The organism is Chitinophaga sp. MM2321 (assembly GCF_964033635.1).
Lineage (GTDB): Bacteria > Bacteroidota > Bacteroidia > Chitinophagales > Chitinophagaceae > Chitinophaga.
This window is the reverse complement of the sequence record NZ_OZ035533.1, coordinates 5,513,938-5,526,791: the sequence shown is the minus strand read 5'-3', so window position 1 is coordinate 5,526,791 and position 12,854 is coordinate 5,513,938. Positions and strand designations below refer to the sequence as shown.

The window sequence follows — 12,854 nt, the reverse complement described above, 5'->3', positions numbered from 1 at the left end:
TGAAATGCAGCATAAATATCCGCTGCATTTCAAATCCCTAAATTCGTAAATCAAAAAATCAAAAAATCAAAAAATCTTAATTATCTGAGTCTATCCAATGACTTAATCAGTTTCTCATCTTTAAAAATTCCTCTTGCAGCAAGAAATAAGAAAATGATGATCAGGATAGGTAAGAAAGATGCGGGGAGATAAGAAGCAGAAACGATGCTGTTGCCGCCACTGGCCAGTTTGTTAGCCGTTTCCTGTACCACATAATACTGGTATGCCAATGCAGCTACCGTAAACAGGATGTTGAAGATAGTCAGGCGGAACTGCACTTTACGCTTTTTAAAGAGGAAGATGCATATCGCCGCCAGCAGTATAATGATGACGTAAAGGACAAACAGGAGGTAGTTGCTGGACGCATTCACATACGTTTCAGTGCCGGTGTTTAATTTGGCTTTCCACATGTTGTAAAACAGGGCGGCGACGCCTGCACCGCCAGCCAACAGCAAATAAAGACTCTGGATGCGTTGTATCATGATATTAATGAATGTTTAATGCCGTAAAAGTAAGTAAATTTAGTGGTTGAAACGCGCAATATCTGATAGGAATCGGACTATTTTGGTAGGGAGGCATCCCGCAATACTTCGTATATTGCAGGCCCAATAACAATCTTTATATTTATATGGCAAGAAAACTGAATAAGCAGGATGCATTGGACTATCATGCAATGGGGAGGCCGGGTAAAATTGAAGTAGTACCTACAAAAGACACAAAAACACAATGGGATCTCTCTCTCGCCTATTCTCCTGGTGTAGCTGAACCTTGCAAAGAAATTTTCAATGACGTAGAAAACGTTTATAAATATACCGCAAAAGGAAACCTTGTGGGTGTTATCAGTAATGGTACCGCCGTATTGGGGCTGGGAAATATTGGTCCGGAAGCCAGTAAACCGGTCATGGAAGGTAAAGCGGTATTATTCAAAATATTTGCGGATATCGACGTATTTGATATTGAACTGAATACCATGGATCCCGACAGCTTCGTTGCTGCGGTAAAAGCCCTGGAGCCTACTTTTGGCGGCATCAACCTGGAGGATATAAAAAGCCCTGAATGCTTTGAAATTGAAGAGCGGTTGCGCAAGGAATTGAAAATCCCGGTGATGCATGATGATCAGCATGGTACCGCCATCATTTCGGGCGCTGCACTGTTGAATGCACTGGAACTTGTTAAAAAGAAAATAGAAAAAGTTAAGCTGGTGGTGAATGGCGCAGGCGCCGCTGCCATGGCCTGTGTGAAGCTATACGTAGCATTGGGTGCAAAGCCTGAAAACTTCATCATGTTTGATAAGGACGGCGTATTGAATAAATCACGTACCGATCTTACAGATATGCACATGCAGTTTGCAACCAGTTCAAAAGTAAAAAATCTGGCGGAAGCAATGAAAGGTGCGGATGTATTCCTGGGTCTTTCTGTAGGTAATGTGATTACCCAGGAAATGATCAGGAGTATGGCCAAGCACCCTGTTGTATTTGCCATGGCTAATCCGGATCCGGAAATTGCTTACGATACTGCTATTGCGGCACGCCCGGATATCATTATGGCTACAGGCCGTTCTGACTATCCTAACCAGGTGAACAACGTACTGGGCTTTCCTTACATTTTCCGTGGCGCACTGGACGTAAGGGCTACACAGATTAATGAGGCCATGAAACTGGCTGCTGTAAGGGCGTTGGCCGATCTGGCCAAATCCCCGGTGCCTGATATTGTGAACATGGCTTATAATGAAAGGAGCATCAGTTTTGGTCCTAAATATATCATTCCTAAACCGCTGGACCCGCGTCTGTTGAGTACTGTAGCGCCTGCCGTTGCAAAAGCTGCGATGGATAGTGGCGTAGCGGCTAATCCAATTACAGACTGGGAGGCTTACAAACAAGAGCTGAACAGCCGCCTGGGATTGGATAATCAGCTGTTCAGGGTAATTGGTACCAAAGCGCGCCGTGATCCACGCAAGGTGGTATTTGCGGAAGCTGATAATATCAAGATCCTGAAAGCCGCACAGGTAGTGAGTGATGAAGGCATTGCGCATCCTATTCTGTTGGGTAATGAAATACGCATCCGTCAACTGATGCTGGAAAACTCCATTGAGATGGATGATGCTGTTATCATTGATCCCAAGAGTGATGAGATGCAGGCGAAGCGCCATCACTTTGGCGAGCTTTTCTTTGAAAAGCGTAAGCGTAAAGGATTCAACCTGTATGAAGCAAAAAAGATCATGCGGGAGCGTAACTACTTCGGTTGTATGATGGTGGAAACAGGGGAAGCAGATGCATTGATTTCCGGTCTTACCCGTAAGTATCCGGATACAATCCGTCCTGCCCTGCAGGTAATTGGTATGGAAGAAGGGGCGAAGCGGGTAGCTGGTATGTATATCATCAATACCAAACGTGGTCCGTTGTTCCTGGCTGACACCACTGTAAATTTCAACCCTACTGCGGAGGAACTGGCAGATATTACGCTGATGGTGGCCAAAGAAGTAAAGCATTTTAATATCACACCGCGTATTGCCATGTTGTCTTACTCTAACTTCGGTTCCAGTCCAACGCCGGAAGCGCAGCTGGTGAGCAAGGCCCGTGAAATCGTAAAACAGCGTGACCCTTCTCTCATTGTAGATGGTGAAATCCAGGCAGCGATGGCCTTTAACAAGGAAATTCTGAAAGATAACTATCCGTTTACCGAGTTGATGGAAGAAGAAGTAAACACCCTCATCTTCCCTAATCTTACAGCGGGTAATGTGGCTTATAACCTGTTACAGGAAGTGGCAGGCTTTGATGCTATCGGACCTATATTATTAGGGATGAAGAAACCGGTGCATATTCTGCAGTTAGGTAGTACGGTAAGACAGATTGTCAACGTGGTAAACATTGCGGTGGTGGATGCCCAGGAGAAATGCTGCCGTGCAGAGGTAGCGCAGAAAGGAAAGAAAAAATAATGTAATTTGTAAAGCTTTATTTTTGCTTCATGCAAACGATCTCCCGGAAAAAAATATTCTTTCCTATTAACCAGGCTTTCCGTAATTATCTCAAATTATATGAGCGGGAAGTGAAATTGCCTTTATCATACCAGGAGCTGCGTTATTACGACCATGCCATTTCTGTTTATGATAAAGACGGGAAGGATACTTTATGGGAAACCGTATTTTACCCGCAAAGCATGATGGGGCCTATTCATGCAGGTTTGAAACGTATCTACTCCATTCTGAAAGCCGGTGGCGACCAGACCGCAGAAGAGCACCTGCATATTGAACGCATCGATTACTGCACTTTTGGAAACTCGCATCCTTTCCGGATCAAGATCGTCAATAATTACAACGAAGTATACGATTACTTTTATATCAAGGTGGCCGATGCATCCCGCATCTATGGCCTGGAGCTGGAGCATATCCTGTCTCCTTACTGGATGAACTTCCTGGTAGATGGCAATACCCTGGTAGAAGAACACATCGCCGGGGTGCCTGGCGACCAGTTCATTCTTCATTATCTGGACCGGCTGGATTTTAACCCGAAACGTATTGCCAAAGAATTTGTGAAATTCAATGAACGCTGTTTTGTAAGACTGTTGGGAGATATGCGGTCCTATAATTTTATTATAGACATCACCCCCGATTTTGATGACGTGCAATTCCACATCCGGGCGATAGATTTTGATCAGCAGTTTTACGAAGGCAAACGCACGCTTTATATGCCACAGTTTTTTAAGGAGAACAGGGTGTTTGTAGAATTGGCGATTAAGCACCTGAATGCAGAAGTAGTAAAGCAGTACCAGCAGGAAGAGCGGGCGGTTATTGCCCGTCGTATCAAAGTACAGCGCCACCGGATCAAGGACCTCCGCGATGTGATCATGACCGACAGGGTTTCCTTTCCCGAAAAAATTCAGCAGTTGGGAGATGAGTTAGCGGAATATTATCATGATGCCGTTTTCTCCCGTTGCAAAACGATGGGCGAAATTATTGAGCGCAGTTTGAAGCGTTTGTTGGTAAGTAGTTTGAGATAACCCCCTGTTTAAAATCTTAAATTCGGATATGATTGGCAAAATCATTCATATCTTTGGTCAGCTATGGAGTTCAAATTCTTCTATCATTTCGGAAACTTTCTGCTCATGCTTAAAGGCATGTTTTCCCGGCCGGAAAACATGCGGTTGTACTGGAAACAGTTTATGCAGCAGTGTGTTGATATTGGCGTAGGGTCGTTTGGGATAGTCTTTATTATTTCCCTGTTTATGGGAGGTGTAACTACCCTGCAAACTGCTTATCAGCTGGTAAGTCCTATTATTCCCAAGAGTACCATCGCGCAGGTGGTACGGGATACCATCATTCTTGAATTTGCACCAACGCTTACCTGTATTGTACTGGCAGGGGTGATTGGTTCAAAAATAGCGTCGGAGCTGGGGAATATGCGTATTTCAGAACAGATTGACGCCCTGGAAATTATGGGGATCAATACCAAAGGATACCTGATCCTGCCTAAAATATTGGCTGCTGTGCTGATGATACCGTTACTGGTGGCTATCGCCGGCTTCCTCGGTATATGGGGTGGCAAGGAAGCAGGGGTATTGTCAGGCATCATTTCTGAAGAACAGTTTATACAGGGACTCCGGCAGGACTTCAGAGCGTACAACGTATTTTTTGCGATGGCCAAATCATATACCTTCGGATTTATCATTGCCAGTGTATCCGCCTATTACGGTTATAATGTAAAAGGGGGCGCACTGGAAATAGGTAAGGCCAGCACGACCGCCGTGGTGGTGAGCTGCGTACTGATATTATTTATGGACTACGCATTAACGGCAATATTACTGTAAATCATGATTGAACTGCAAGACATAACAAAGAGCTTCGGTGATAAGGAGATATTGAAAGGCGTATCGGCAGTAATGGAATCCGGTAAGGTAAACCTGATCATCGGTTCCAGTGGCAGCGGTAAAACCGTGATGATGAAATGCATCGTGGGTTTGATGGAAATAAACAGTGGCAAGATCCTGTATGATAATCATGATTTCACCGCTATGGATATCAAAGAGAAGAAAGAAGTACGCCAGCAGATAGGTATGCTCTTCCAGGGCTCTGCCCTCTTTGATAGTATGACGGTAGAACAGAACGTCATGTTTCCGCTGGATATGTTTGGTACCGGCACCCTGAGAGATAAGAAAAAACGGGTGGCCGAATGTCTGGAACGTGTACAACTGAAAGACGCGGCCAAAAAATTCCCCGCTGAAATAAGTGGTGGTATGAAAAAGCGGGTGGGTATTGCCCGCGCCATCGTACTCAACCCCAAGTACCTCTTTTGTGATGAACCAAATTCCGGTCTGGATCCGCAGACATCTCTCCTCATCGACAAACTGATCAAAGAATTAACTGTAGAATATAATATTACTACGGTGATCAATACGCACGATATGAACACGGTGATGGAAAGCGGTGACCATATTGTATATATGTACCAGGGACAAAAACAATGGGAGGGCAGCAATAAAGACATCGTTTTCAGTAACGATCAGCAGCTGAACGACTTCATCTTTGCCTCTGAGTTCCTGCGGGAAGCCAAGGAAATGCGGCAGCTCGACATGTTTAAGGACAATAAATGGCGTGATCAGCTGAAGAAGGATGGGGAGTAAGGGTACCCTCCTCTGTATTATCTTAAGGGCACATAATTGCAGAATTATGGAAATCGGCTTATTTTTGCCGCACTGAAAGAAATAAACATATAAAATAATAAACCAATAAAACAAGCGCGATGAGTGTTTTAGTTAATAAGGATAGTAAAGTGATTGTGCAGGGATTTACCGGTACAGAAGGCACTTTCCATGCTACACAGATGATTGAATATGGTACCCAGGTAGTAGGCGGCGTTACCCCCGGTAAAGGCGGCAGCACTCATCTGGAGCGTCCTGTATTCAATACAGTAGCGGATGCCGTAAAAGCAACCGGAGCAAATGTTTCTATCATTTTTGTACCACCGGCTTTTGCTGCTGATGCCATCATGGAAGCTACCGAAGCTGGTATTGCCCTGGTTGTATGTATCACAGAAGGTATTCCTGTTCAGGATATGATCAAGGCTAAAAACTTCCTGCAAGGTACCAGTACCCGCCTCATCGGACCTAACTGCCCCGGCGTTATTACTGCTGAAGAAGCAAAAGTGGGTATCATGCCCGGATTTATCTTCAAAAAAGGTAAAATCGGTATCGTATCTAAATCAGGTACATTAACATATGAAGCTGCTGATCAGGTGGTTAAAGCCGGCCTGGGCGTTTCTACAGCCATCGGTATTGGTGGTGATCCCATCATTGGTACACCTACCAAAGATGCGGTTGAACTGCTGATGAATGATCCTGAAACAGAAGGTATCATTATGATCGGTGAAATTGGTGGCGGTATGGAAGCGGATGCTGCCCGCTGGATCAAGGAATTTGGTACCAAACCGGTAGTAGGTTTCATTGCTGGCCAGACAGCGCCTCCGGGTCGCCGTATGGGTCACGCCGGTGCTATCATTGGCGGTGCAGACGATACTGCTGCTGCAAAAATGAAGATCATGGCAGAATGCGGCGTTCACGTAGTGGATAGCCCTGCAGACATTGGTAAAACAATGGCAGAAGTACTGAGCAAAAAAGCAGCACTGGCTTAATTGTCAACAAAATAATATTGGAAGGTGAAAAGTGAGACGGATATTCCATCACTTTTCACCTTTTTTTTACCCCATTTATGGAAATCCTGCCCACACCAGCATCCTGTATAAAAGAAGTATCTTACTGTAAACAACGATCTTATGCGTTTTTTAACCGGAATATTCATTGTTTTAATCATTAGCAGCAATAAAATGATGGCCCAGTCTAGTTATGATAATTATTGGAAGAAAGTAGCCGCGCTGGAAGAAAAAGGATTGCCCAAATCGGCGATGGAAGAAGTAAATAAGATTTACACCCAGGCTGTGAAAGACAAAGCGGAAGCACAACAAATCAAAGCCCTCATTTTCCAGCTCAAGTTCAATGCGCAGATCAATGATAGCAGCAGTCTGCAGAACATGCAGAAAATGGACCAGCAGATTACTGCTGCCAATGGGGCCAGCCGCGCATTGCTGCAAAGCATAAAAGCGGAAATGCTGCTCCGCTACCTGCAAAACAACCGTTATAAATTCTATAACCGCACGGCTATCGCCAACGACGAAAGCACCGACGTGAGCACCTGGGGGCTTGAACGCCTGAACCGGGAAGTGGCCGCCACTTACCTGGCCTCCCTGTCCCAAAGGGAGCTGCTGGAAAAAACAACACTCGCCGGTTATGATCCCATCCTCATAAAAGGCGCCAATACCCGCTCACTACGGTCATCACTATACGATTTACTCGCCCACCGGGCCTTAGAATATTTTAAATCAGGAGAAGGCAATATTAATAAACCGACCGACCAGTTTGAACTGGACGATACCGCTGCTTTTGCACCGGCTGCCACTTTTGCGGCACATCACTTTGCTGCCGCAGATACTACCTCGGTGCAATACCAGGCCCTGTTGCTGTTGCAGCAACTGATACGCCTACACGAAGATAACAAGGCCGCCCTGCTGGACGTAGACATCGAAAGGGTGCAGTACATGAACCAGGTGGCTGTTATGGAAAATAAGGACGAATTGTACCTGCACGCACTGGACCAGTTGCTCCTCGCTTATACCGGCGAAAAAGAAGTGACCAGCGTCCTGCAATTACAGGCGGAATGGTATTTGAATAAAGGAACATCCGACGAGGCCGGCAATGCCGACGCCATGAAAAAGGCAAAAGCCATCTGCGAAAAGGCAGTGCAGCTGACACCCAAATCCATTGGTGGCGCTGCATGCGCTCATATGTTGGACAGGATCGGAGAAAAACAGCTAAGCCTCTCTGCTGAACAGGTAAATGTACCCGGCGAACCTTTCCGCACCCTCGTAACTTATAAGAACATCCACCAACTTCACCTGCGCGTTGTAGCGGTGGACGAAACATTCCTCAAAGCATTGCGCAAAGCGCAGAACAATTACCGCGATACGGAAAACGGCTACTGGAAAATGATCCTGTCCAGACCCGCGCTGAAAACGTGGCAGCAGGCATTGCCCGACCCGGAAGATTACATCTCCCATAAAACAGAAATAAAAATAGATGGCTTACCCATAGGGCAGTATATGATCGTATCCAGTGTGGACCCCGGATTCAGCCTGAAAAATAATCCCATATCCATGCAGTTTACCTGGGTGTCCAATATCAGTTATATTGATAACGGTACCAGGTATTATGCGCTGGACCGTACCACCGGTAAGCCTTTGGCAGGTATCAGGCTGAATGTGATGAAGAATGTGAGTGCCAATAACGAAAGCAACTGGAAGCCCATCCAGTCACTCGTTACGGCAACAGATGGCAGTGTGAATATTACACCGGATGATAACAATCGTAATGTACGCCTGCAATGGATCGGTAAAAATGACCAGCTATTTCTTGATAACTACACCTACTTATATAACTACGACTACCTGGGGCAGGAAGTGATAAAGCCTAAAACGTTCCTGTTTACCGACAGAAGTATTTATCGCCCCGGTCAAACTGTTTATTTTAAAGGTATTGTGTTGAAGAAACTGGAGCTGGATGTGAAGAGTGAACTGCTGACCCGCTTCAAAACCAAGTTGTTCCTCTATGATGCCAATGATGAAGAAGTAGATTCCATAGCGGTGGTAACCAACGATTTCGGTTCCTACTCCGGTAAGTTTATATTGCCGGAAGGCCGTATGAACGGCATTTTCAGGCTGGAAGACAGTAAGTCTGAAAGTAGCTTGTCCATCCACGTGGAAGAATACAAAAGACCTAAATTTTATGTAACATTTGATACGGTACAACATAGTTATCGTTTAGGCGATACCGTTACTACTACTGCTAAAGCACTGGCTTATGCGGGAAATAATATCGATGGCGCTACCGTAAAATACCGGGTGGAAAGAAGGGTGCGTTTCCCGTATCCATGGCTGTTCAGGAAGTACGTTCCTCAAGGTGCTGCCCGTGAAATTGCACATGGTACCACCACCACCGATGCCGCAGGTAACTTTACGGTTCAATTCCCTGCATTGCCCGACCGCGCTGTAGATGCGGCCACCAAGCCCGTTTTCTCCTATGTGGTACACGCAGACGTAACGGATCTTAATGGCGAAACACGCAGTGCTGACCAATGGATCAACGCCGGGTATCAGTCACTCGAAATAACCGTGAATATGGACGAACGCCTCCGCCAGGAGGAGCTGTCGCAGATACACATCTTCACAAAAAATCTTAACGGTGCATTTGAATCCGTAGCACTGACAGCGGAACTGCAACCACTGCAACCGCCGAAACGCTTACTGCGCCCCCGTTACTGGGAACAGCCCGATCAGTTTGTAATGACGGAAGAAGAATATATCAAAGCATTTCCGGTAGATATTTATAAAGATGAAAATGATCCGCAACACTGGTTACGGAAGCCCGCAGTACTGCAACAACAGTTTACCAGCGATGCCAGTGGAAAAGTAACCCTGAACAGCAAAAAGCTGGCGCCCGGATTTTATGAACTGGTAGTAAGTGGGAAAGATAAAACCGGTCAGCCTGTTACACAGAAAATGGTTTTTGAACTGATAAACCCCGCTGCGAAGGAATTATCTGCACCTGCCTATGTATGGGACTATCAGCCGGAAGCGGCGGTAGCACCGGGGGATAAAGCCACCATCGCATTAGGCACTACTGCTAAAGACGTGCATATGCTGCAGGTGGTGAAGCGACCGGATGAACCGGTTGAAATAACGCCGCTTGCATTGTCAGCTATTAAAACACAGACCTATAAAGTAACCGAAGAAGATCGTGGCGGCATACACCTCAGCTTCATATTTGTAAAAGATAACCGGGCATTCAGCACAGAGAAAACCATCCGGGTGCCATGGGATAACAAAGCCCTGGATATTAAACTGGGCGCACATCGTAACATGCTGCTGCCAGGTGAAAAAGAAAAGTGGAGCGTGCAGATTTCCGGGTATAAAGGAGAGAAAGTGGCGGCAGAAATGCTGGCCGCTATGTATGATGCCTCGCTGGATGCATTTACACCCCATCATTGGGCGATACCTGGTATATACCCTGAAACATATGCGCCGAGGATGTTTGACGGTAACAGCGGTTTTAGTGCCGGCGCTTCCCAAACCTGGTACCTGCCTGATTATGTATCACACAACAGTGATGAAAAATCATATGATGCATTGAATTTCTTTGATTGGCAAATGTCGGATGATGATGGCGGAAGAGGGAGGGTAAGGTTAATGGGACGCTTGTCAGGCGCTGCTGCCGCAGCTCCCAGACCCGCTCAGATGGCCATGAAGAAAAACCAAAATTACGCTACAGTGGATGTGATGGCGGAATCGAAAGCTGATATGAGTAGTGCACTCGAAGAAGTAGTGGTAGTGGAAGCAGATAGCAGTAAAGAACCGGCTCCTCCGGAAAATACTGGTAATAGCAGCATTCGCAAAAACTTCCAGGAAACAGCCTTCTTCTTCCCGGATCTGCGTACAGATAAAGATGGTAATATCTCTTTTGAATTTACGGTGCCGGAAGCCTTAACAAAATGGAACTTCCTTAGCCTTGCACATACAAAGGACCTGTCCTTCGGCTACGCCGGCGCCAGCATTGTTACACAGAAAATGTTGATGGTGCAGCCCAATGCACCCCGGTTTGTAAGAGAAGGTGATAAAATTGAATTTACCGCCAAAGTGAGCAACCTTTCTGATACCCTGCTGATAGGGCAGGCTCACCTGGAACTACTGGATGCTACTACCATGCAGCCGGTAGATGGCTGGTTTCAGAACATCTTCCCCGTGCAGCATTTTACGGCCAAAGCCGGACAAAGTACGGCGGTTACTTTTCCGTTACAGATCCCGCATGGTTTCAACAGCGCATTGCTGTATCGCGTCACTGCGCAGGCAGCCAACTTCAGCGATGGAGAAGAAAATGCTTTACCTGTATTGACCAACGCTATGCTGGTAACGGAATCCCTGCCACTGCCGGTACGTGGAGATGGTACACATACTTTTACTTTTGATAAATTATTGAAGAGCGATTCCTCTCAGACCCTGCGCCAGCACGCACTGACGGTAGAGTATACCAGCAACCCTGCCTGGTATGCCGTACAGGCGTTACCGTACCTGATGGAGTATCCTTACGATTGTGCAGAGCAGGTATTTAACCGCTACTATGCCAATGCACTGGCTACGCATATTACAAATGCTACACCCGGTATCAAGGCCGTGTTTGAGAAATGGAAAACCTCCGACACCGCTGCATTACTGAGTAACCTGCAAAAGAATGAAGAGCTTAAATCAGTGTTGTTGCAACAAACACCCTGGGTACTGGAAGCAAAGAATGAAGCAGAACAGAAAAAGAATATCGCGTTGTTGTTTGACCTGCAACGTATGCAGCGCGAAAGAACATCGGCGCTGGATCAGCTGAAGTCGAAACAACAACCTAATGGCGCTTTCCCCTGGTTTTACGGTATGTGGGAAGATAGATTTATCACCCAGTATATTCTGGCTGGTATCGGGCACCTGCAACAGCTGGCATCCCTCAAAGATCCCGTAGCCATGGATATTGCCAATAAAGCGATGGACTATCTCGATCAGCAGCTGGATAAAGACTATTATAACCTGGTGAAAAATAAGGCGAACCTGAAGCAGCAGCAACTCAGCCAGATCCAGGTGCATTACCTGTATGCGCGCAGTTTCTTTGATCGTCCGGTGCCTGCGGCCATGCGTACATCGTTTGATTATTTCCTGTCACAGGAAAAAACGTATTGGAACAAACAAAACCGCTATACCCAGGGCATGATAGCACTGACACTCTTTAAGAAAGGTGATCAGCTAACGCCAAAGGCTATATTAAAATCGCTGAAAGAGAATGCGATGAACAGCAAAGAAATGGGGATGTACTGGAAAGATGTGGTGGCAGGCTATAGCTGGCATCAGGCGCCTATTGAAACACAGGCGTTGCTCATTGAAGCATTTGATGTGGCCGGGAAAGATGCAGAAGCGGTGACAGATATGAAAACATGGCTGCTCAAAAACAAACAAACCAATAACTGGCATACCACCAAAGCTACGGCTGATGCCTGTTATGCGATGTTGCTGAATGGCAGCAACTGGCTGGCTACCTCTCCGCAGGTAGCTATTCAGCTGGGAAGCACCAGCATCAAACCCGCTGCTACAGAAGCGGGCACCGGCTACTTCAAGGAACGGATAGATGGTAAAGCCGTGAAACCTGCTATGGGTAACATCAGCGTAACCGTGCAGGATAGCAAGGGCCAACCTTCCTGGGGTGCTGTTTACTGGCAATACTTTGAAGACCTGGATAAGATCACAGCGGCCAAAACACCTTTGGTACTGGAAAAAGAACTATTCCGGGAAGTGAATGGTAACAACGGCCCTGTGCTCACAAAAATTGAAGCAGGTAATGAACTGAAAGTAGGCGATAAAGTAAAAGTGCGCATTGTACTGCGTGCCGACAGGGCGATGGAATACATTCACCTGAAAGACATGCGGGCAGCTTGTTTTGAGCCACTGAATGTGATCAGCAGCAGCAAGTGGCAGGATGGCCTCAGTTATTATGAAAGCACGAAAGATGCTTCCACCGATTTCTTTTTCAGCTACCTGCCAAAAGGTACTCACGTGTTCGAATACACGCTGTTTGTAACCCATCAGGGTAAATTCTCCAATGGTATCAGTACAGCACAATGCATGTATGCACCGGAGTTCAGCGCGCATAGTGATGGCATAAATGTGAATGTAAAAGAATAGAATAGA

7 protein-coding genes are annotated in these 12,854 nt (G+C 46.2%); 6 read left to right on the top strand and 1 reads right to left on the bottom strand.

Features of this window, described 5'->3' with window-relative positions; translation table 11 throughout:
* Nucleotides 1–80: 80 nt before the first annotated feature.
* Nucleotides 81–521, bottom strand: coding sequence for a DUF4293 domain-containing protein (locus ABQ275_RS21495; RefSeq protein ID WP_349315193.1), 441 nt, complete (start codon nucleotides 519–521; stop codon nucleotides 81–83).
* A gap of 146 nt (nucleotides 522–667) precedes the next feature.
* Between ABQ275_RS21495 and ABQ275_RS21490 the strand changes: the two genes are divergently transcribed.
* From ABQ275_RS21490 to ABQ275_RS21465, 6 genes are all read left to right on the top strand, one after another.
* Nucleotides 668–2,974 (top strand): NADP-dependent malic enzyme, encoded by a 2,307-nt coding sequence (locus ABQ275_RS21490; RefSeq protein ID WP_349315192.1) that lies wholly within the window; start codon nucleotides 668–670, stop codon nucleotides 2,972–2,974.
* Nucleotides 2,975–3,003: 29 nt separating this feature from the next.
* Complete coding sequence (locus ABQ275_RS21485) at nucleotides 3,004–4,035, top strand: hypothetical protein (RefSeq protein WP_349315191.1); 1,032 nt, start codon at nucleotides 3,004–3,006, stop codon at nucleotides 4,033–4,035.
* 63 nt (nucleotides 4,036–4,098) lie between these two features.
* A complete protein-coding gene (locus ABQ275_RS21480) occupies nucleotides 4,099–4,842 on the top strand; it encodes an ABC transporter permease (protein WP_349315190.1) in 744 nt (247 codons plus the stop codon).
* A 3-nt stretch (nucleotides 4,843–4,845) separates the two neighbouring features.
* On the top strand, nucleotides 4,846–5,655 hold the full coding sequence (locus tag ABQ275_RS21475; protein WP_349315189.1) for an ATP-binding cassette domain-containing protein: 810 nt from the start codon (nucleotides 4,846–4,848) through the stop codon (nucleotides 5,653–5,655).
* Between the two features lie 119 nt (nucleotides 5,656–5,774).
* A complete protein-coding gene (sucD, locus tag ABQ275_RS21470) occupies nucleotides 5,775–6,662 on the top strand; it encodes a succinate--CoA ligase subunit alpha (protein WP_349315188.1) in 888 nt (295 codons plus the stop codon).
* A 141-nt stretch (nucleotides 6,663–6,803) separates the two neighbouring features.
* Entirely contained in the window at nucleotides 6,804–12,848 is a 6,045-nt protein-coding gene (locus tag ABQ275_RS21465; protein WP_349315187.1) for an alpha-2-macroglobulin family protein, read from the top strand.
* The last annotated feature ends 6 nt before the right edge of the window (nucleotides 12,849–12,854 follow it).

Bases quoted from the DNA above. Each gene is read 5' to 3' on its own strand.
- ABQ275_RS21495 (WP_349315193.1), bottom strand. From the start codon at position 521: ATGATACAACGCATCCAGAGTCTTTATTTGCTGTTGGCTGGCGGTGCA.
- ABQ275_RS21490 (WP_349315192.1), top strand. From the start codon at position 668: ATGGCAAGAAAACTGAATAAGCAGGATGCATTGGACTATCATGCAATG.
- ABQ275_RS21485 (WP_349315191.1), top strand. From the start codon at position 3,004: ATGCAAACGATCTCCCGGAAAAAAATATTCTTTCCTATTAACCAGGCT.
- ABQ275_RS21480 (WP_349315190.1), top strand. From the start codon at position 4,099: ATGGAGTTCAAATTCTTCTATCATTTCGGAAACTTTCTGCTCATGCTT.
- ABQ275_RS21475 (WP_349315189.1), top strand. From the start codon at position 4,846: ATGATTGAACTGCAAGACATAACAAAGAGCTTCGGTGATAAGGAGATA.
- sucD (WP_349315188.1), top strand. From the start codon at position 5,775: ATGAGTGTTTTAGTTAATAAGGATAGTAAAGTGATTGTGCAGGGATTT.
- ABQ275_RS21465 (WP_349315187.1), top strand. From the start codon at position 6,804: ATGCGTTTTTTAACCGGAATATTCATTGTTTTAATCATTAGCAGCAAT.